Genomic DNA, 20,816 nt, shown 5'->3' on the forward strand with positions numbered 1-20,816 from the left:
GAGGAGAACTCTCTAGTTTAGAAGGAAAGCAGATGAAGAATAAAAAGCATCTTTTTAGATGGAAGAGAGGCCCGAACCGTGGATAGAAGCGGTCAGGGCCTTTTTTATTCTTGCCTGGTGGAAAACCAGAGATATGAAGAGGATAAAGGAAAAGTAGTGAGGAGAACTCTCTAGTTTAGAAGGAAAGCAGATAAAGAATAAAAAAGCATCTTTTTAGATGAAAGAGAGGATCGAACCGTAAATAGAAGCGGTTTGAGTCTTTTTATATTTGAGAGGTATGTTTCTGTTTCTTTTAATGAAAAATAACGTGAATAATGCTTAGCTTTCTGTTTTATGCGAAATATATTCTAGACAAAAATACATTTATGTTTTAAAATTAGTACCAAGTCATAATAATTGATATAAAACGGAGGGCTGCGATGTGAACGTGGGCATTTTAGGGATCGGAAGATATGTGCCAGAAAAAGTAGTCACAAATCACGATTTAGAGAAAATAATGGAAACATCCGATGAATGGATTCGTACGAGAACGGGAATTGCAGAAAGACGCATTGCCGATGATACAATAGATACTTCATATATGGCCGTAGAGGCTTCTAAAAAAGCACTTGAAGATGCAGGAATTAGCGGAGAGGATATCGATCTTATTTTAGTAGCAACAGTAACACCAGATCGTGCTTTTCCAGCAGTTGCTTGTGTAATTCAAGAAGCAATAGGAGCGAAACATGCAGCTGCAATGGATTTAAGTGCAGCATGTGCTGGTTTTATGTACGGAATGATTACAGCACAGCAATTTATTCAAACAGGAACGTATAAAAATGTATTAGTAGTTGGTAGTGATAAACTATCTAAAATTGTAGACTGGAACGATCGAAATACAGCAGTACTATTTGGAGACGGAGCCGGTGCTGTCGTAATGGGAGCTGTTTCAGAAGGTAAAGGCGTTCTATCTTTTGAATTAGGAGCAGACGGAAGTGGTGGCAAGCACCTTTATCAAGACGAGTATGTTATGATGAATGGCAGAGAAGTGTTTAAATTTGCCGTTCGTCAACTTGGTGATTCTTGTCTTCGCGTTTTAGATAAAGCTGGTCTTACGAAAGAAGATGTGGATTTCTTAGTACCGCATCAAGCAAACATTCGTATTATGGAATCTGCAAGAGAGAGGTTAAATTTACCACAAGAAAAAATGAGTATGACGATTGAGAAGTTCGGTAATACATCAGCTTCTTCAATTCCGATTGCAATGGTAGAGGAATTGCAAAACGGACGTATTCAAGACGGTGATTTAATTATACTTGTTGGTTTTGGCGGCGGATTAACATGGGGAGCAGTTGCTCTTCGTTGGGGTAAATAAGGACTGAGAGAAAAAAAGGAGTGTATTTTGTATGGAAAAAAAGAGGGTCGTAATTACAGGACTAGGAGCTGTTACACCGGTCGGAACAGATGTTGAAACAGCGTGGGAAAACATTAAAAAGGGTGTATCTGGAATCGGGCGACTTACAAGAATTGATCCAGAACTATTTCCAGCAAAAGTAGCAGCGGAAATTAACGACTTTGAAGTCGAGAAATATATTGATAAAAAAGAAGCGCGCCGTATGGATCGCTTTACACAATATGCAGTGGCAGCAGCGAAAATGGCAGTTGCAGATGCAAAACTTGAAATTACAGAAGAAAACGGACCTCGAATTGGTGTATGGATTGGATCTGGTATTGGCGGTATGGAAACATACGAAGAACAATTTAAGATTTTTACTGAGAAAGGCCCACGCCGCGTGAGCCCATTCTTCGTGCCGATGATGATTCCAGATATGGCAGCAGGTCAAGTATCAATCGCAACAGGAGCAAAAGGAATTAACACTTGTTCTGTAACGGCTTGTGCATCTGGTGCAAACTCAATTGGTGATGCATTTAAAGCAATTCAGCGTGGTGATGCTGATGCAATGATTACAGGCGGAGCAGAAGCACCGCTAACAAGTATGGCATTCGCAGGATTTAGCTCAGCGAAAGCATTAACATTTAATGAAGACCCAGCAACGGCTTGCCGTCCATTTGATAAAAACCGTAGCGGTTTCGTAATGGGTGAAGGTTCAGGTATTCTAATTCTTGAAGAATTAGAGCACGCATTAGCACGCGGTGCTCACATTTACGCGGAAATTGCTGGTTATGGTGCAACTGGAGATGCGTTCCATATTACAATGCCTGCTCCTGGTGGGGAAGGCGGAGTGCGTGCAATGCGTCAAGCTTTAGCTGATGCAGGCCTACAGCCAGAAGATATTGATTACATTAATGCGCACGGTACAAGTACTGATGCGAATGAAAAATATGAAACGATGGCAATTAAAGAAACTTTCGGCGAGCACGCGTATAAAGTAGCGATTAGCTCAACGAAATCAATGACAGGTCACTTATTAGGAGCAGCTGGTGCTGTTGAAGCGATTTTCTCTATTAAATCAATTACAGACGGAGTAATTCCTCCAACAATTAACTATGAGACACCAGATCCAGAATGTGACTTAGATTACGTACCAAATCAAGCGAGACACCAAGAAGTAAATGCAGTATTAAGTAACTCATTAGGATTCGGTGGTCATAACGCAGTGTTAGTATTTAAATCGTATAAATAATCGATGAAATAAGGAGTTTTTTCGCAATAGATTGCGAAAAAACTCCTTATTTATTTTTACGCCTTTTTCTCCTGTAGCATATACATAAGAAAAAGGAGGGATAAAGATGGGGATTGTTGAAACAGCTGAATGGCTACATTTATATTATGGACGGCCAGAAAAACTTTGTGAGAAATTTACGAAGTATATTCCGTTGCCAAAAGAAAGGTTGTATCGCTTTTTAATTTCAAAAGGGATGTATCGCCCGATCATGCGCGGAGAAAAGGAAATTAAAGAATTAGAGGAAAAGGAAATTTGGAAAGAATTGAGCCTGGAGTATGATAAACTGAAAAATTGGTTAAAAGGTCCAGATGTCCCTGTCTTTATTTTATTATCAGATTCCTATAATCGAACTGTACAAGAAGAGTATAACGGTAGGGCTGGATTATCTATGCGTCATGTTATTTTCTTATTCGTATGTGGGCGGAATTCGGTAGAAGAATTAAAAGTGTTATTGGCGCATGAATATCATCACATATGCAGGTTACATCAAATTGAGACGAAAGAAACAGAATATACATTACTTGATACGATGATTATGGAAGGGCTAGCGGAACAAGCAGTAACAGAAAGGTATACAGAAAAAAACAATGCACCGTGGACGGCGTATCTTTCAAAAGAAGAGGCTGTTTATTATTGGAAAAATGTTGTACATGAAAGAATAAGTATAAAACGAGGAACAAGGGAACATGACATCTTATTAAATGGCTTTCACTCTTATCCGAAGATGCTTGGCTATGCGCTTGGATTTCATATTGTCAAAGATTGTGTAACTTTGGAAGGAGAAGATACACTTTCTTTATTATCTATAGATGCAAAAGAAATATTGAATAAAGCAAGTACATTTCATATATAAAAAAACAGGAGTTCTATTTCCTGTTTTTTTAGTATTAATAGAAGAAAAAATAATAATTAGAATATATTTCCTCAAGTGGAATAAAGTTAAGCAAAAATGAACATAATGATTGGTACAAACAGTAGTGAAGTGAGGGGTAGTGAATGTTATATCTACATGATGTATGGGTAAATTGGTTTGAAGGTGAAGAGAATGGGTATAACGTTTGTCATTTTTACGAATGGCGGAAAGATGATACGATTGAGCTATTAGATCAAGTGCCATTATTAAAAGTAGATGCCACATTATATCATTACATCGAGAACGAATTGTTAGAGCTTCCGCAAAAAATGCTGGAAGACGTACATCATAAGGCTTATATTCGTAAAAATCATGAACGTTTGCAGCAAGAGTATTGCTTTGTTGTTACAGATGGGAAAGGCATTATTGCCATTGACACAATTGGTTACAATGTACCAATTCGCAAAAGTAGACTTATACCACGTCAAGAGCAGATGGTATATGAGATGGTAGAAAACGTACAAGCAGAAAAGTATGAGTTCCAAGTAGAAGAAACAGAAAAAGAACATCATATTTTATCACCATCGCCTTTCATTATGAATGGCTTGACTCGTAAAGAAAGACAGCTAAAACAATTATTATTTATGGCGTTAGATCAATTACATACAACGAAAAACACAGCAGAAATTCGCTATTGGTTCACAGAGTGGGATCCATCAGCATATGGAATGGTTCAACATATGGAATTTGAAGATATTTGGGCTAAGCTGTATGATGAAGCGAAAGCTGGCTGGTCTGATAAGCACGAACAATTATGCGAGCGTCTCGTAAAAGGACAGCCATTTTTTGAAAAGTTATGGGAAATGGAAAATGAGCAAAAGGTAAATTAAAAAACCGCCAATTGGCGGTTTTTTAATTTTGTAGAAATCTAGTTCCAGCGGCAAGAATGTTCGGTGGCTTCGCGCCTTCCTGCGAGGAAAAAAGCGCCTCTACGTCAGGAGCTCCATCCCCCTCACATTCTAAACGAGCCGCCTCCGCTTTATATGTAATCCAGCTCTGGCTCCTAACCCTTCGCGTCTAAGAACCTTCCCCACAAGAAGGTAAAAAGCACCTTCTGTGGGAAAGAACCTTAGCCGTCAGGGCTAAGCAGTCGCCTCCGCTTTTTGTAGAAATCCAGCTCCGGCAGCGAGCTCTTCGTGTCTAAGAACCTTCCGCATAAGAAGACAAAAAGCGTCTTCTATGCGAAAGAACCTTATCCAGTCAGAGCTGAACGAGCTGCCTCCGCTTTATATGTTACCTACGTTTTCTGCTTAGTCCCATTGCGTTTTCTACTTTGCGTAGTTGTTTGAATGCAACGCGGTTTGCTTTTTCTGCACCTTTGTCTAGGATTTCGTCTAGTTCTGGTGAGTTGATTAGTTCGTTATATTTGTCTTGGATTGGACGAATAGCTTCTACGACTACTTGCGCTAGGTCGCCTTTGAAGTCGCCGTATCCTTTTCCTTCGTACATTGCTTCGATTTCTTCAACTGTTTTTCCAGAGAATGAAGAGTAGATTGTTAATAAATTAGAGATACCAGGTTTGTTTTCCTTATCAAATTTCACAATACCTTCAGAGTCAGTTACAGCACTCTTAATTTTCTTTTCAATTGTTTTTGGCTCATCAAGCATACTAATCATTGATTTTGGATTCGGATCAGATTTACTCATTTTTTTCGTAGGCTCTGTTAATGACATAACGCGAGCTCCTACTTTTGGAATGCGAATTTCAGGCATTGTGAAGATTTCGCGGTAACGTTTGTTGAAACGCTCTGCTAAGTCACGTGTTAATTCGATATGTTGCTTTTGGTCATCACCAACCGGCACGATTTCAGTGTTGTAAAGTAAAATATCAGCAGCCATTAATGGTGGATACGTAAGTAATCCAGCTGGAACTGAATCTCTACCAGAAGCTTTATCTTTATATTGCGTCATACGTTCTAATTCTCCAACGTAAGCAACAGATTGCATGATCCATCCTAGTTGAGCGTGTGCTGGTACTTCTGATTGTACAAATAAAGTAGCTTTTTCAGGATCGATGCCGCATGCTACATAAAGTGCAGCAAGACTGCGGATGTTTTTACGAAGCCCGACGGGATCTTGAGGTACTGTAATCGCATGTTGGTTTACAATACAGAAATAACAGTCGTGTTCATTTTGAAGCTCTGTAAACTGCTTCATTGCTCCTAAATAGTTTCCAAGTGTAATCGTTCCACTTGGTTGAATACCAGAAAAGATAACTGACATAAGTAATTCCTCCTAAAATAGAATGCGTGATGTGGGGAAGAGAAGGCAAACAAAAAAGCCCATTCATCCCAAAAACTATAGGGACGAATGGACCGTGGTACCACCCTAATTATTTCACTACTGTGAAATCTCTCTAATCCATAATAACGTTTGGATATAACGCCAAAGCCTACTACTTTCGGTTCGGTTTGGTGCTCAAAAGCCCATTCCATACTGTACAATTACTTGTTCACACCAACCACAAGCTCTCTGAAATTGCCTCAATATGTACTCTTCTTTATCATCGCATACATATAAATTTATTTATTGTTACTTGAGCTCTTTTAATATGAAAGAACTAAAGTTTTATAACAAAATGTTTTGCTGATTATTATATCATATGGGATAGTGTTTGCAAACTACATCAAAATAGTAAAGCTAATGAGGGTCGAGAACAACCCAAGGAAGATACCTGTAATACAAATTGGATATGTCCATTTGAATGAATATGTTTTATAAATACGTTCTTTCTTATCTGTAGGTTCCTCGACTTCTTCAATTAAAGAGTCAATCTTTTTGTTCGTACCAAATACTCTTTGGAATGCGTAAATGGTTACATTGAAAAAACCATTTTGAAATATGTATAAAAAACCGCCGATAAGAATAAAAAACAGTGCAATATAAAACAAAATGTTGACAAAGTTCAACAAAAATTGAGATGAAATGAGGAATGCACCAATACTAGAAGCAATCATCGCTATAAAAATTAGTATACAAGTATGAAAAAAAACTTTATTCAAAATATTCCCCTCCGTCAAAATATTACTAGAATTATTATACTATAAAAGCTATAATAAGTACTAGGATTAATTTTTTTGAAAATTATACGCAATTAAAGGTCTGATTTTAAGATGATGGTAGCAATGTTAATGTATCCCTTTACGAAAAATTAAAAATATAAATATTTTATTAAAAATTTTAACAAAAAAACAAAAAACTATATTCACAATTGTTATATTATATGTATAATGAAAATTGTAGAAACTTGGAGATTATTCTTTCAATTCTACTTTTTAACAAGTGAGGGTACAGGAAGTGCAATTAGGGGAGGCAACACAACATGAAGAAAAAGATACCGTTATTACTTGCATCAACTTTAACTGCAAGTATGTTGCTTAGCGCGTGTAGCTACCAAAAAGATGACGCAAAAGCAAAAGGGAAAGAGAACGCTACGAGTAGTAGTAACGGAAAACAGATTCTTAATTTAACAGAGTTATCTGAAATTCCGTCAATGGATGCATCATTGGCATCTGATTCTTCATCTTCTACAGCATTAAATAATACGATGGAAGGTTTATATCGTATTGGCAAAGATCAAAAGAGAATGCCTGGAGTTGCAGAAGATGTCGAAAAGCTAGATGATGGGAAGAAATACATATTTAAATTAAGAAAAGATGCGAAATGGTCGAATGGGGAACCTGTAACAGCTAAAGATTTTGTGTATTCATGGAAAAGAGCAGTAAATCCAGATACAAAAGCAACGTATTCGTACATTATGTTCGATATTAAAAATGCAGAGAAAATTCATAAAAAAGAATTACCTGCTGACCAATTAGGTGTAAAAGCGATTGATGATTATACATTAGAAGTAGAATTAGACAATCCCGTTCCTTACTTTATCGATTTAACAGTTTATCCAGTATTTTACCCACTAAATGAAAACTTTGTAAAAGCACAAGGGGATAAATTTGGTTTAGAGGCAAATACAACATTATATAACGGTCCATTCGTTATGAGTGATTGGAAACATGAACAAAGTTTCCAATTCAAGAAGAATCCTTCATATTGGGATAATAAAACGGTTAAAATCGAAGAAATCAACTTTAATATTGTAAAAAATACAGCAACTGATGTAAATTTATATGAGACAAACGCGATTGATCGAGCGGCTTTAACGTCTGAATTTGTTGATAAGTTTAGAAAAAGCCCAGAGTTCCAAACAAGAAAAGAAGCAGGGGTTGCTTACTTAAGATTTAATCAAAGTAATCAGTACTTAAGTAATAAAAACTTAAGAAAAGCAATTTCAATGTCCTTTGACCGTGATAACATTGCAAAAGTTATTTTAAATAACGGTGCAATTGGAGCTTACGGATTTGTTGGAAAAGATTTCGCTGAAGGTCCGAATAAAAAAGATTTCCGAGCTGAAAATGGAAAGCTAGTTGAAACAAATCCAAAAGAAGCGAAAAAGCTTTGGGAAACAGCGAAGAAAGAGCTTGGAACTGATAAAATCGAACTAGAATTCTTAAACTTTGATAATGAAGATGCTAAAAAAGTTGGGGAATTCTTAAAAGGTGAGATGGAAAAGAACTTACCAGGTTTATCAATTAAAATTAAACAGCAACCATTCGCACAAAAAAATAAATTAGAAGATTCTCAGCAATATGATATTGCGTTTGGTATTTGGGGACCAGATTTCCCAGATCCAATCTCATATTTAGATATGTTTGTTACGAATGGTTCTCAAAATAAAACAGGGTATTCTAATCAGAAATATGATGAGTTAATCCTAAAAGCTAAAACAGATACAAAAGATTTACAAGCTCGCTGGGACAACCTTCTAGAAGTAGAGAAGATGTTAATTAAAGAGGATGCAGTTATCACTCCAATCTTCCAAAAAGGTTCAGCGTATGTAGTAAAAGGTGCCGTAAAAGATATTATCCCAATTAACTATGGTGGTAAATTAACTTACAAATGGGCATCTGTTGAACAAAAATAATCTTTTTTTCCATCGTTTACAAGGGTATATGCCTATGATGGGCATATGCTCTTATTTTAAAAAAATAAAAGTAAGAATATTTTAAACTATCTTATTGCTTTTGAGAAAAACGGGGAGGTGCTTGATATGGGACGTTATGTATTAAAACGTTTCGTGTACATGGCTTTGACATTATTTTTAATTACTACACTGACTTTCTTTTTGATGAAATTACTTCCGGGTTCTCCGCTTAAAAACCAGGAGAAGCTATCACCGGCACAAAAAGAAATCATTCTTGAAAAATACGGATTGAATGATCCGGTACCAGTTCAATACGCACGTTACTTAGGTAACCTAGCAAAAGGTGATTTAGGGGTATCATTCCAATATGATAACCGCCCAGTAACAGACATGATTGTGGATCGTATTGGACCATCAGCCCAATTAGGTTTACAAGCGATTATATTAGGAACATTTATCGGTTTAATTTTAGGTATTGTTGCCGCACTTCGTAATAATACGTGGGTAGATTATAGTGCAACAGTTATTTCGGTACTCGGAATGTCGGTACCATCATTCGTATTCGCCGCATTACTGCAATATTTCGTAGGGGTAAAACTTGGCTGGTTCCCAGTAGCATTCTGGAAAGGACCAGAGTTTACTGTAATGCCTACAATTGCATTATCGATGGGAGTTATCGCAACAATCGCACGTTTCTCTCGTGCAGAATTAATTGAAGTTATGCAAGCCGATTACATTTTAACAGCGAAAGCGAAAGGAATTAGCCAAGGCGTTATTATTGTCAAACATGCACTTCGTAATGCGTTAATTCCAGTTGTAACAATTTTAGGACCAATGGTTGCGGCATTAATTACAGGAACACTTGTTATCGAGCAAATTTATGCTGTACCAGGACTTGGGGAACAATTCGTTAAATCGATTACTTTAAATGACTATACAGTTATTATGGGAACTACGATTTTCTATAGTGCAATCTTCATTTTAGTTATTTTCATTGTCGATATTTTATACGGAATTATTGATCCTCGTATTCGTTTAGCGGGAGGGAAAAAATGATGAAAGATGTACAAAAATTATCTCCAGATTTATTTCAACAAGCCAATCAAAATAATGTTGATAATGAAGTCATTGCCCGTCCAAGCCTAACGTTTTGGCAAGATGTAAGAAGACGTTTATTCCAACATAAAGGTGCGATGCTTGGCCTTGTATTATTAGTTATCATTGCACTATTAGCGATTTTTGGACCGATGGTAAGTAAACACTCGTATAAAGAGCAAGATTTAGGTCGAGCGAAATTACCACCAAAAATTCCAGTTATTGAAAATGTTCATTGGTTACCATTTGACGGTACAGATCAATATGGTGTTGACCAATATGAAAAACGTGATATTAAAGAGTACTTCTGGTTTGGTACAGATGATCTTGGCCGTGACTTATGGACAAGAACATGGGAAGGTACACGCGTATCATTATATATCGCTCTTTTAGCAGCAGCAATTGACTTAGTAATTGGGGTTGCATACGGAGGTATTTCAGCATTCTACGGCGGTAGAGTAGATAACATTATGCAACGTATTATGGAGATTATTAACGGTATTCCATACTTAATCATCGTTATTTTAATGGTAATCATTATGGGATCTGGTATTTGGTCAATTACACTCGCGATGGCGATTACAGGTTGGATAGGGATGTCGCGTATTGTTCGTGGACAAATCTTAAAGTTAAAAAACCAAGAATATGTATTAGCATCTCGTACATTAGGTGCAACAAATACACAATTAATTGTGAAACATTTAATTCCAAACGTAATGGGACCTATTATCGTAATGACAATGTTTACAATTCCATCAGCGGTGTTTGGTGAAGCGTTCTTAAGTTTCATCGGTTTAGGAATTCAGCCGCCATTTGCGTCACTAGGTTCTCTTGTAAATGATGGTTATAAATCTATTCAAACGTATCCGCATATGATGTTCATCCCTGCGGTTGTCATCAGTATATTAATTTTAGCGTTTAACTTAATGGCAGACGGATTACGCGACGCGTTAGATCCAAAAATGCGTAAGTAAAAGAGGGGAGAGGCAAAGATGAAAACATTGTTAGAGGTAAAAGATTTACAAGTCTCCTTTGATACACATGCAGGTGAAGTACAAGCTGTACGCGGCGTTACTTTTGATTTGAAAAAAGGAGAAACATTGGCGATTGTAGGAGAATCTGGTTCAGGGAAATCAGTTACTTCTAAAGCGTTAATGGGATTAATTCCGAATCCTCCTGGACGCATTAAAAATGGTGAAATCGTATTTGAAGGTCGTGACTTAACGAAATTAACAGAAAAAGAAATGCAGCAAGTACGCGGTAAAGATATCGCGATGATTTTCCAAGATCCAATGACATCATTAAACCCAACGATGACAATTGGAAATCAAATTATGGAAGGTCTAATTAAACACCAAGGGATGAGTAAAGCAGATGCACGTAAAGTTGCTTTAGAATTAATTGACCTTGTAGGTATTCCAAATCCAGAAGCTCGTTTAAAACAATATCCTCACCAATTCTCAGGTGGTATGAGACAGCGTGTAGTTATTGCGATGGCGTTAGCTTGTAACCCGAAATTATTAATTGCCGATGAGCCGACAACAGCGCTAGACGTTACGATTCAGGCGCAAATTTTAGAACTTATGAAAGACATTCAGCAAAAAACAGAAGCAGCAATCATTTTCATTACGCATGACTTAGGTGTAGTAGCAAACGTTGCGGACCGAGTGGCAGTTATGTACGCTGGTAAAGTTGTTGAAATTGGAACTGTAGATGAAATTTTCTACAATCCGAAACATCCATATACTTGGGGTTTAATCGCATCTATGCCAAGTTTAGATGGTTCAGAAGAAGAGTTATATGCAATCCCTGGAACGCCTCCAGATTTATTGAAGCCGCCAAAGGGAGATGCTTTTGCACCACGTAACCCACAGGCACTGAAAATTGATTTTGAAATGGACCCACCTTTATTTAAAGTAAGTGATACGCACTATGCGGCAACTTGGTTACTTCACGAGCAAGCTCCAGAAGTAAAACCGCCAGCAGTCGTTGAAAAACGCATTCTTCAAATGAAAGCAGGTGAACAACATGACTAAACAACGTGAGAAATTAATTGAAGTAAAAAATGTAAAGCAGCACTTCGACGTGAGTGGTGGTGTTGTCAAAGCGGTTAATGATATTTCATTTGATATTTACCGCGGAGAAACATTTGGTCTTGTAGGAGAATCAGGTTGTGGTAAATCGACAACTGGAAGAACGATTATTCGTTTATATGATGCAACTGCTGGTGAAGTATTGTTCGATGGTGAAAACGTACATGGTAAGAAATCACGCGCAGAACTGAAGAAATTCAACCGTAAAATGCAAATGATTTTCCAAGATCCATACGCATCATTAAATCCTCGTATGACAGTAGGGGATATTATCGCAGAAGGTATTGATATTCACGGATTAGCGAAAAGTAAAAAAGAGCGCATGGACCGTGTTCATGAACTATTAAACACAGTTGGTTTAAATAAAGAGCACGCAAACCGTTTCCCACACGAATTCTCAGGTGGACAACGTCAGCGTATCGGTATCGCTCGAGCGCTTGCTGTAGACCCAGAATTTATCATTGCCGATGAGCCGATCTCAGCACTTGACGTATCGATTCAGGCGCAAGTTGTAAACTTACTGAAAAAGTTACAAAAAGAAAAAGGTTTAACATACTTATTCATCGCCCATGATTTATCAATGGTAAAATACATTAGTGATCGTATTGGTGTAATGTACCGTGGCCAAATCGTTGAGTTAACAACAAGTGATGAATTATATGCGAATCCAATTCATCCATATACGAAATCACTATTATCAGCGATTCCACTTCCAGATCCAGATTATGAGCGCAATCGTAAACGTATCGTATATGATCCATCACAGCATAATTATGGTAGTGAAGCACCAACAATGCGTGAAATTCGCCCGGGACATTTCGTACTATGTTCGGAAGCGGAGTACAAGAAATATAAAGAGATTTATCAATAAGAAAAAGAGCCATTCTTCTGTTATGGAAGGATGGCTCTTTTTCTACTATATAAAAGAATTGTATACATTTGTCGGTCAGTCGATATATTTAAAGAATCGCCGATATAAATCTCATGTATCATTAGTGATATCCATATGCAAAATTACTGAACTTGAACAGAAACATTCTCCTCTTGTTCTTCAGGTTTAACAAGTGCATAACGCTCCCATGCTCTACTTTTCCAGCGGAAGAACATAATAATGGCACGTGTCCATTCGTCGATGGCGATTGCTAGCCAAATACCAACGAGCCCCATATCTAAATGAAAGGCGAAAAAGTAACCTAGTGGTAAACTCATTAACACCATAGAGAATGCACCGATTAAAACAGGATATTTTGCATCACCAGCTGAACGAAGCGAATTAATGATGACGATATTCATCGTACGTCCCGTTTCAAGTAGTACACTTAGTAAAAGAACACTTGCGCCTAACCCGATAATGTACGGATTATCTGTAAACAGTCCCATTAATTGTGTACGGAATGTAATAACGAGAGCGACCATACATAAAGTTACACCAATCGCCCATTTTACACTTTTCCACAAGCGTTCGTATGCTTCATCTTTTTCGCCACCACCAACGAGGCGGCCAATAATAATGGCTGTTCCCATACCAATTGCAATAGCGAATAAATAAGTGAACATAGAAATGTTCGTAGCGTATTGTCTAGCCGCTAACGATTCCGTTCCTAAATATGTTGCATAGTATAAGAAGACAATTTGACAAGCTTGATACATAACTTGCTCAAAAGCAGATGGAATCCCGATTTTTAAAATTTTCCCGATATATTCTTTTGATAAGGTGAAATAATATTGTAATTTTACACGATATTCCATAACGCGGTATAGTAACCAGAAGAAAACAATAAGCGCTATAAGTCGGCTGACAGCAGAAGAAATGGCAGCCCCTTGTACACCGAGCTCAGGGAAACCAAATTTCCCGAAAATGAGTACATAGTTTCCAGCGATATGAATCATATTCATTCCGAGTGAAATAAACATCGCTTGCTTTGTGAAACCGTGTACACGGATAATTGCGGCTAATGAGTTAATAATAGCTTGTAGGAAGATGGCTCCTCCGACGATAGATAAGTAGTTTTGCGCATACGTTAGTACATCGCCTTGTAAGTTCATTGCGAGCATCATATGTTTCGAAAATAAAAGAAAACCAGCGCTTATAACGAGCCCAACTATTAAATTTAATGTGACGGCTAATGCTGATATTTTAGATGCTTCCATAAAGCGTTTGGAACCGAGGTATTGAGATACGACGATAGCTGCGCCGTTTCCGATGACTTCTAGTACCAAAATAGCGATATGGAGGTATTGATTCGCTGCACCAACCCCAGATACAGCATCGTCTGATAATGCACTTAACATGAAAGTATCAGCGATCCCCATTAACATAAAAAGAAAAACTTCTAGAAAAATAGGCCATGTTAATAAGAATAAACTTAATTTCTCAGTAGGCCCGTTTTTTGCCTGAATTGCTGCCATGTCCGTCCCCTCTTTACCGATATCTATTTTTAGCAAAATGTATCGTAACATACTTTCTTAACCTTTGCACTCATTTTAGCCTACATATTTTTATTATGAAGAGAGTGCTATTTTATGATAAAAACAAAAGGATAATTATACATAAAGTATTATGAGATATAAAATTCATTTTTCTCTGATAATTTAGAAAAGTATAAAAAATATTGTTTTTAACACTTTAGTAAGAATAATCAGCAATATGAAACGTTTACAAAGATTTATTTTTTAACAGGAAATTTTAATGAAATAGAAATATAAATATACAAAAAATATATTTGTGTGTATAATATGAATTATTAGAACATATATATATTTCTTTCTGTTTGAAAATGAAAGGGCTAACATTTTTATGGAGGGTGGAAGTATGAAAAAAAAGATGCCAGTTTTTGTAGTATCAACAGTAGCAATGAGCATGATGTTAGGGGCATGTAGCTACCAAAAAGATGAACCGCAAGCGAACGCAAAAGGGGATAGCGGGAAAAGCGGTGCGAAGCAAGTTATTAACTTAATTGAAACGCAAGAAATTCCAACGATGGATCCAGCGTTATCAGCTGATGCAGTTTCTTCAAGAGTAATGGGTAATACGATGGAAGGCTTATACAGTTTAGGAAAAGATGATAAGCTAGTTCCTGGTGTAGCGAAGGAATTCCAAAAATCAGAAGATGGTAAAAAATATACATTTAAATTACGTGAAGACGCAAAATGGTCAAATGGTGATCCTGTGACGGCAAAAGATTTCGTATACGCATGGCAAAGAGCGATTAACCCAGATACAGCTGCGAAATCAGCGTACATTATGTATGATATAAAAAATGCAGAGAAAATTAATAAAAAAGAGATGAGTCCGGATCAATTAGGGGTAAAGGCGATTGATGATTATACATTAGAAGTGGAATTAGATAATTCAATTCCATACCTTGTAGATTTAATGGTATATCCAATCTTCTATCCTGTGAATGAAAAGTTTGTGAAAGAGCAAGGTACGAAGTTTGGTTTGGAAGCGAATACAACGCTTTATAACGGACCATTTACATTAAGTGATTGGCAACATGAACGTAGCTTTAAAATGACAAAGAGCGCGTCATATTGGGACAATAAAGAAGTGAAGATTGAAGAAGTAAACTTTAATATTGTAAAAGATACATCTACGCCAATTAACTTATATGAAACAAATGCAATTGATCGAGCGTCGTTATTAGCGGAGTTTATTGATAAATATAAAGGAAAACCAGATTTCCAAACAGTAGAAGATACATCTGTATTCTTCCTTCGTTTAAATCAAAAAGATCCAGCTTTAGCAAATAAAAATATTCGTAAAGCAATTTCACTTGCTTTTGACCGTAAGCCATTCGTGGATACATTATTAAATAACGGTTCTAAGCCAGCAACAGGATTAATTCCTGATAACTTCATTAAAGGACCAGATAAAAAAGATTTCCGTGCTGTAAACGGGGATATTGTAAAACCAAACGTGAAAGAAGCGAAGAAATATTGGGAAGCTGGTAAAAAAGAACTTGGTAAAAATGAAATCGAATTAGAATTATTAAATGAAGATGTAGAGTTATCAAAGAAAACTGGTGAATATTTAAAAGGTGAATTAGAAAAGAATTTACCAGGTTTAACAGTAAAAATTAAACAACAACCATTCGCACAAAAACTAAAATTAGAAGATGCGGGCGATTATGTCATGTCATTCTCTGGATGGAGTGCGGACTTCCCAGATCCAATTACATATCTTGATATGTTTGTAACAGATGGGTCACAAAATAAGATGAAGTACTCTAATCCAAAATACGATGAAATCATTATGAAGGCGAAAAAAGATGGAAGCGATGTAAATGCTCGTTGGAAGAACTTATTAGAAGCAGAAAAAATGTTACTTGATGATGCTGCGATCGTTCCAGTATATCAACGTGGTAGAGCATATTTACAAAGAGATTCAATTAAAAATATGTATAACCATAAATATGGCGGCGATTTAAGCTTTAAATGGGCGTCAGTAGAGAAATAAAAAAAAAGCAGGTGATCGCCTGCTTTTTTTTTTAATACGTTCGTTTCTTATAAATGCCTTTTCCGCCAACTTGGTTCCAGCCAGATTGTACATCCAAACTTTTGTTAACAAACTTCATTTTTTCTTTTCCACCAAAGAGCTTTTCGCCGATGCTATTTGTAATGACACCAATCAATGCTGTTATTCCGATGATGAGGGCAGCAACCGTAATAAAATCAATAAAAAAAGCAATCATTTGAAAACTCCTCCTTTGCCTGTCTGTATGTTTATTGTATGAGATAAAAAATGAAAAAGAAAGAAATGTCAGAAAAATATTTAATTTACTTTAGAAATCGTGTAGACAGGAGGGAGGATATTTGTTAAAATAAGAACAAATGTTCCTTTTCATTCTCATTTGTATAGTCTTACATTTCTTAATTGATTTATCAAGAAAAAGTAAGAAAACGTTCTCTTTTTCATAGGGAAGATTATAGATAAATAACTATATATTATATGAAAAATCTATGAGAAGTGAGTAGTAAAAGGATTGAAAGTTATTGTTAAAGTACAGCTGAAGTGAGCGTAATCATGTTACATAGCAGTGAAATACACGGAAGAGTTTTCTCAACTAGCAGGAAATTTACTGTATATTTCTTGCAAAATCTATTGTATAATGATTATAGAAGTTACTTATTAAAAGTAATTGTTGTTTATTATAAGTTGTTGCTTACATGAAATGCGATTTTTGTACTTTTCAATAAGACAAGTTATCGCGAAAAATTGCTGAAGTTAGAAATTAAAACTGTATTTAGTACAGAATTTGTACTCTTTAAGGAGAGTGAGCTTTGTATGGTAACATTATATAGTTCTCCAAGCTGTACGTCTTGTAGAAAGGCGAAATTATGGCTAGAGGAAAATCATATTCCCTATACAGAACGTAATATTTTCTCAGATCCATTAACGATTGAGGAAATTAAAGAGATTTTACGTATGACAGAAAGCGGAACGGATGAGATTATTTCTACTCGTTCGAAAGTTTTCCAAGAATTGAATGTAAACTTAGAGTCTTTACCACTTCAAGATTTATATAAGATGATTCGTGACTATCCAGGGATTTTACGTCGTCCAATTATGATTGACGAGAAACGCCTTCAAGTTGGTTACAACGAAGACGAAATTCGTCGTTTCTTACCACGTACAGTAAGAACGTTCCAATTACGTGAAGCACAACGTCTTGTAAATTAATTATAATAATATGAAAACCTTCTACCTATTATATAGTAGAAGGTTTTTTTTAATGTTTCACATTGCGTAATCGAACTTGTTGTACGATAAAGCCGATGCATAAAATAGTGAAAATGAACAAATAAGGAATGCTTGTAGTGAAACTTGGATTGTTATGAAAAAAGGTTGCAAGTCTGTCTTCATGTGTAACCATTTTTCCTGCAGTATAGGCAAGAATCGCTGCACCGCAATAAATGAGGAATGGAAATCGTTCCATAAGTATTAAAATAAGTTTGCTGCCCCAAATAATAATCGGGATAGAAATGAGTAAGCCGATTATGACGAGTAAAAATCTCCCGTGAGCTGCACCTGCAATGGCAATAACATTATCAAACCCCATAACGAGATCCGCGAAAACAATTGTCCGCACAGCTTGAAATAAAGTTGTTTTTCCTTGAATAGAAGAAAGATCGTTGCTATTATCGGTTAATAAATTGACTGCAATTAATGTAAGTAAAACCCCGCCAATCAATTGTAGAAATGGAATGTCGAGTAAATAGACAGCTAGTATAGTAAGGATGATTCTTAGTACAATCGCTAAAAGAGTACCGATCAAAATAGCCTTATTTCGTTTCGATTCAGGTAAATTTCGGCTAGCTAGTGCGATGACGATTGCATTGTCACCACCTAATACAACATCGATACCGACAATCATTAGTACGGATGTTAAAAACTCTAAGTCCATTCGTCTGCCTCCATTTATGATGTTTTAATAAGCGAACTATATGTATGTGATGAAGAAAGTTGTTGTTAAATAATCTCTTCTAATAGAAGTTTCACTTTATTACAGTGTACGGGGGAATGTGGAAATGTATGTCCAAATTTTTTGTAAGTAAGAAATCGCTATAATAATATATTTATGTAGTTTATCGAGTAAAGATAGGCATATAACTATTTTTGTAAAATAAATCGATTTTATTTCCATTCTGGAGAATCTTATCATAAAATGAGAGTACAAGAATCTATTGATTTGTCATATGAGTGGGGAATCCCTTCATAACAATTCTAAGCAGGAAGGGAGAGTTGTATTTTGGATATTGAAAGAATTAATGATCATACGATGAAATTTTTTATTACGTACATTGATATAGAGGATAGAGGATTTAATCGTGAAGAAATTTGGTATGATCGCGAACGAAGTGAAGAGCTCTTTTGGGAGATGATGGACGAAGCTCGTGATCATGACGATTTCTTTATTGATGGACCGTTATGGATTCAAGTGCAAGCAGTCGATAAAGGGATTGAAGTACTTGTCACGAAAGCAGAGCTTTCAAAGGACGGACAAAAGCTGGAACTACCGATAGGGGTAGACAAAATTATAGATATTCCTCTAGATGAAGGCATCGAATCATTATTCCAACAAGAATTAGTCGAAGAGGTAGAAGAACAAACAGGAACAAACTTTAATGAAGATGGTACGTTTGGCTTTTTAATTAAATTTAATGATTTTGAAGATGTCATTTCATTAAGTCATCGTCTTATCTTTGAAGATATAAAAGATGAGCTGTATTCATTTGAGGACCGCTATTATGTATATGTGGAATTCGATGAAGTGCTACATGATGAAGAAGAAATCGATCGTATTTTAAGTATTATTTTAGAATATGGAGAAGAATCAACTTTAACAATTCATCGTGTAAGTGAGTATGGAAAACAAATTGTGAAAGAGCATGCGCTTGAAACGATTCGCAATAATTTTCCTGCTAAAACGTAGGCCGATTTCTGTAGTATGAAATCGGCTTTTTATATGAAGAATAGGAAAGCTTTCTTAGTTAGGAGGTAAGAGATGAAAAATACGTTAAAGCTGATTTTCTTTATACTGCTATTGTTCGCATTATTTGTTTCGTTACGTATGTTTATTGATGTAGCATTTTATTCAGATGTGATTGGGATAAAAGATGTTTCGATTTTAGGTATTATTAGTATTTTATTTACAGTATCTGCGTTTTTAATTGGTTGCGTTATTTTCTTAGAAAATCGACATCCATCTAAAACACTTACATGGTTAATTGTTTTAGGAATTTTTCCGGTATTTGGTTTCTTTGCTTATTTATTATTCGGACAAAATTTTCGAAGAAAAAGAATGTTCCAAAAGAAGGCGTTACTTGATGAACAGGCGTTTTTACAATATAAAGGGCATGAAGATTACGAAGAACGAATTTTACGCAATCATAAGCATCAAGAACTGTTATTTCGTTTAGCGGATCGATTAGGAGCTTTAAATATTTCATTTCAAACTGAAACGAGGACATTAACAAATGGAGATGAAACGTTTCGGGCTATTTTAAATGGGTTAAAACGAGCGAAACATCACATTCATATGGAATATTACATTGTGCGTGATGATAAATTAGGAACAGAAATTAAAGATATTTTAATACAAAAATCGAAAGAAGGCGTTGTTGTTCGCTTTTTATATGATGCGGTTGGAAGTTTTAAGTTATCGAAATCGTATATTGAAGAATTAAACGATGCAGGTGTAGAAATGATTCCATTCTTTCCTGTGCGCTTTCCGATTTTAAACGATAAGATTAATTATCGAAATCATAGGAAAATTGTTGTGATTGATGGGAACGAAGGATTTGTAGGCGGATTAAATATCGGTGATGAGTATTTAGGGAAAAATAAATATTTTGGCTTTTGGCGAGATACGCATTTGTATTTACGTGGTGAAGCGGTTCAAAGTTTACAACTTATTTTCCTTCAAGACTGGTTTTATATGACTGGAGAGGCTGTGCTAGCCCCTGAATATTTACAAGCAAAAGCAGTTGAGGGTGATCATTGGGGAGGAGTGCAGCTAGTTGCAGGTGGCCCCGATAATAAGTGGGAAACGATTAAGCATTTATATTTCGCAATGATCGCTTCTGCTCGGAAATCTATTTGGATTGCAACGCCGTATTTTATTCCGGATGATGATATTTTATCCGCATTAAAGGTTGCTGCACTTGCTGGTATTGATGTTCGTTTATTAATGCCGAGTAAACCGGATAAGCGTACTGTCTTTTACGCATCGAGATCGTACTTCCCAGAGCTTTTAGATGCAGGAGTAAAGATATATGAATACGAAAAAGGTTTTCTTCATAGTAAAATTGTCATCGTTGATTCTGATTTAGCTTCAATTGGGACAGCTAATATGGATATGAGAAGTTTTCATTTGAATTTTGAAGTAAATGCCTTTTTATATGATACAGATAGCATTCGAAAACTTGTTCAAGACTTTAAAGATGATTTAGAAGAATCAAGTGAAATTCATGGTGATCATTTTCATAAAAGACGTCTTCATAGACGAATTGTTGAATCAACGTACCGATTATTATCACCTTTATTATAAAAAGAGATGTCCGAAATT

Annotated in this window: 18 protein-coding genes and 1 other annotated feature; of the genes, 13 read left to right on the top strand and 5 right to left on the bottom strand. The window is 36.0% G+C overall.

The window, feature by feature from the left end; genetic code table 11:
• Positions 1-421: 421 nt before the first annotated feature.
• From fabH to ACTFN4_RS06925, 4 genes are all read left to right on the top strand, one after another.
• A complete protein-coding gene (fabH, locus tag ACTFN4_RS06910) occupies positions 422-1,354 on the top strand; it encodes a beta-ketoacyl-ACP synthase III (protein WP_001100547.1) in 933 nt (310 codons plus the stop codon).
• Positions 1,355-1,385: 31 nt separating this feature from the next.
• Positions 1,386-2,624, top strand: a complete 1,239-nt coding sequence (gene fabF / locus ACTFN4_RS06915; RefSeq protein ID WP_000412656.1) for a beta-ketoacyl-ACP synthase II — start codon at positions 1,386-1,388, stop codon at positions 2,622-2,624.
• 106 nt (positions 2,625-2,730) lie between these two features.
• Positions 2,731-3,519: a DUF2268 domain-containing protein gene (locus tag ACTFN4_RS06920; protein ID WP_000513278.1), complete on the top strand. Its 789-nt coding sequence runs from the start codon at positions 2,731-2,733 to the stop codon at positions 3,517-3,519.
• A gap of 143 nt (positions 3,520-3,662) precedes the next feature.
• The gene (locus tag ACTFN4_RS06925; protein ID WP_050252206.1) at positions 3,663-4,409 is read left to right on the top strand and encodes a YjbA family protein; all 747 of its coding nucleotides are present in this window, start codon (positions 3,663-3,665) and stop codon (positions 4,407-4,409) included.
• A gap of 403 nt (positions 4,410-4,812) precedes the next feature.
• On the opposite strand, the gene trpS is transcribed toward ACTFN4_RS06925, so the two are convergent.
• Together trpS and ACTFN4_RS06935 are read right to left on the bottom strand one after the other, a co-directional pair.
• On the bottom strand, positions 4,813-5,802 hold the full coding sequence (gene trpS / locus ACTFN4_RS06930) for a tryptophan--tRNA ligase (RefSeq protein ID WP_000110982.1): 990 nt from the start codon (positions 5,800-5,802) through the stop codon (positions 4,813-4,815).
• Between the two features lie 76 nt (positions 5,803-5,878).
• Positions 5,879-6,095: a binding site (T-box leader), on the bottom strand.
• Positions 6,096-6,200: 105 nt separating this feature from the next.
• The gene (locus tag ACTFN4_RS06935) at positions 6,201-6,581 is read right to left on the bottom strand and encodes a DUF3899 domain-containing protein (protein ID WP_001044997.1); all 381 of its coding nucleotides are present in this window, start codon (positions 6,579-6,581) and stop codon (positions 6,201-6,203) included.
• Between the two features lie 320 nt (positions 6,582-6,901).
• On the opposite strand from ACTFN4_RS06935, the gene ACTFN4_RS06940 reads away from it, so the two are divergent.
• From ACTFN4_RS06940 to ACTFN4_RS06960, 5 genes are all read left to right on the top strand, one after another.
• A complete protein-coding gene (locus ACTFN4_RS06940) occupies positions 6,902-8,557 on the top strand; it encodes a peptide ABC transporter substrate-binding protein (protein WP_000727217.1) in 1,656 nt (551 codons plus the stop codon).
• Positions 8,558-8,683: 126 nt separating this feature from the next.
• A complete protein-coding gene (gene opp3b, locus ACTFN4_RS06945; protein ID WP_000534167.1) occupies positions 8,684-9,613 on the top strand; it encodes an oligopeptide ABC transporter permease in 930 nt (309 codons plus the stop codon).
• Positions 9,610-10,626, top strand: a complete 1,017-nt coding sequence (gene opp3C, locus ACTFN4_RS06950; protein ID WP_000974106.1) for an oligopeptide ABC transporter permease — start codon at positions 9,610-9,612, stop codon at positions 10,624-10,626. Before opp3b ends, opp3C begins: the two co-directional genes overlap by 4 nt.
• A gap of 18 nt (positions 10,627-10,644) precedes the next feature.
• Entirely contained in the window at positions 10,645-11,688 is a 1,044-nt protein-coding gene (locus ACTFN4_RS06955; RefSeq protein WP_000854346.1) for an ABC transporter ATP-binding protein, read from the top strand.
• A complete protein-coding gene (locus ACTFN4_RS06960; protein WP_000166348.1) occupies positions 11,681-12,616 on the top strand; it encodes an ABC transporter ATP-binding protein in 936 nt (311 codons plus the stop codon). Before ACTFN4_RS06955 ends, ACTFN4_RS06960 begins: the two co-directional genes overlap by 8 nt.
• Positions 12,617-12,759: 143 nt before the next feature.
• On the opposite strand, the gene ACTFN4_RS06965 is transcribed toward ACTFN4_RS06960, so the two are convergent.
• Positions 12,760-14,205 (bottom strand): MATE family efflux transporter, encoded by a 1,446-nt coding sequence (locus tag ACTFN4_RS06965; protein WP_439962170.1) that lies wholly within the window; start codon positions 14,203-14,205, stop codon positions 12,760-12,762.
• 352 nt (positions 14,206-14,557) lie between these two features.
• Between ACTFN4_RS06965 and ACTFN4_RS06970 the strand changes: the two genes are divergently transcribed.
• Positions 14,558-16,204 (top strand): peptide ABC transporter substrate-binding protein, encoded by a 1,647-nt coding sequence (locus ACTFN4_RS06970; protein WP_000728609.1) that lies wholly within the window; start codon positions 14,558-14,560, stop codon positions 16,202-16,204.
• Positions 16,205-16,235: 31 nt separating this feature from the next.
• Here ACTFN4_RS06970 and ACTFN4_RS06975 read toward each other — a convergent pair whose 3' ends face one another.
• Positions 16,236-16,439 carry a hypothetical protein gene (locus ACTFN4_RS06975; protein ID WP_000559971.1) on the bottom strand — a complete coding sequence of 68 codons (204 nt, stop codon included), beginning with the start codon at positions 16,437-16,439 and terminating at the stop codon, positions 16,236-16,238.
• Between the two features lie 593 nt (positions 16,440-17,032).
• Here ACTFN4_RS06975 and spx point away from each other — a divergent pair.
• Positions 17,033-17,428: a transcriptional regulator Spx gene (gene spx / locus ACTFN4_RS06980; protein ID WP_000258267.1), complete on the top strand. Its 396-nt coding sequence runs from the start codon at positions 17,033-17,035 to the stop codon at positions 17,426-17,428.
• 49 nt (positions 17,429-17,477) lie between these two features.
• Here spx and ACTFN4_RS06985 read toward each other — a convergent pair whose 3' ends face one another.
• Positions 17,478-18,152, bottom strand: coding sequence for a TerC family protein (locus tag ACTFN4_RS06985; protein ID WP_000362607.1), 675 nt, complete (start codon positions 18,150-18,152; stop codon positions 17,478-17,480).
• A gap of 345 nt (positions 18,153-18,497) precedes the next feature.
• Here ACTFN4_RS06985 and mecA point away from each other — a divergent pair, with 345 nt between their 5' ends.
• Together mecA and ACTFN4_RS06995 are read left to right on the top strand one after the other, a co-directional pair.
• Positions 18,498-19,181, top strand: coding sequence for an adaptor protein MecA (gene mecA / locus ACTFN4_RS06990; RefSeq protein ID WP_000350713.1), 684 nt, complete (start codon positions 18,498-18,500; stop codon positions 19,179-19,181).
• 72 nt (positions 19,182-19,253) lie between these two features.
• Positions 19,254-20,798, top strand: a complete 1,545-nt coding sequence (locus ACTFN4_RS06995; protein ID WP_000799194.1) for a cardiolipin synthase — start codon at positions 19,254-19,256, stop codon at positions 20,796-20,798.
• The last annotated feature ends 18 nt before the right edge of the window (positions 20,799-20,816 follow it).

Source organism: Bacillus cereus group sp. MYBK95-2 (assembly GCF_051915225.1).
Lineage (GTDB): Bacteria > Bacillota > Bacilli > Bacillales > Bacillaceae_G > Bacillus_A > Bacillus_A cereus.

Coding starts and splice junctions, on each gene's coding strand:
- ACTFN4_RS06970 (WP_000728609.1), top strand. CDS start 14,558: ATGAAAAAAAAGATGCCAGTTTTTGTAGTATCAACAGTAGCAATGAGC.
- ACTFN4_RS06995 (WP_000799194.1), top strand. CDS start 19,254: ATGAAAAATACGTTAAAGCTGATTTTCTTTATACTGCTATTGTTCGCA.
- ACTFN4_RS06925 (WP_050252206.1), top strand. CDS start 3,663: ATGTTATATCTACATGATGTATGGGTAAATTGGTTTGAAGGTGAAGAG.
- opp3C (WP_000974106.1), top strand. CDS start 9,610: ATGATGAAAGATGTACAAAAATTATCTCCAGATTTATTTCAACAAGCC.
- opp3b (WP_000534167.1), top strand. CDS start 8,684: ATGGGACGTTATGTATTAAAACGTTTCGTGTACATGGCTTTGACATTA.
- ACTFN4_RS06985 (WP_000362607.1), bottom strand. CDS start 18,152: ATGGACTTAGAGTTTTTAACATCCGTACTAATGATTGTCGGTATCGAT.
- ACTFN4_RS06960 (WP_000166348.1), top strand. CDS start 11,681: ATGACTAAACAACGTGAGAAATTAATTGAAGTAAAAAATGTAAAGCAG.
- trpS (WP_000110982.1), bottom strand. CDS start 5,802: ATGTCAGTTATCTTTTCTGGTATTCAACCAAGTGGAACGATTACACTT.
- ACTFN4_RS06940 (WP_000727217.1), top strand. CDS start 6,902: ATGAAGAAAAAGATACCGTTATTACTTGCATCAACTTTAACTGCAAGT.
- ACTFN4_RS06965 (WP_439962170.1), bottom strand. CDS start 14,205: ATGTTACGATACATTTTGCTAAAAATAGATATCGGTAAAGAGGGGACG.
- fabF (WP_000412656.1), top strand. CDS start 1,386: ATGGAAAAAAAGAGGGTCGTAATTACAGGACTAGGAGCTGTTACACCG.
- ACTFN4_RS06975 (WP_000559971.1), bottom strand. CDS start 16,439: ATGATTGCTTTTTTTATTGATTTTATTACGGTTGCTGCCCTCATCATC.
- spx (WP_000258267.1), top strand. CDS start 17,033: ATGGTAACATTATATAGTTCTCCAAGCTGTACGTCTTGTAGAAAGGCG.
- ACTFN4_RS06920 (WP_000513278.1), top strand. CDS start 2,731: ATGGGGATTGTTGAAACAGCTGAATGGCTACATTTATATTATGGACGG.
- ACTFN4_RS06955 (WP_000854346.1), top strand. CDS start 10,645: ATGAAAACATTGTTAGAGGTAAAAGATTTACAAGTCTCCTTTGATACA.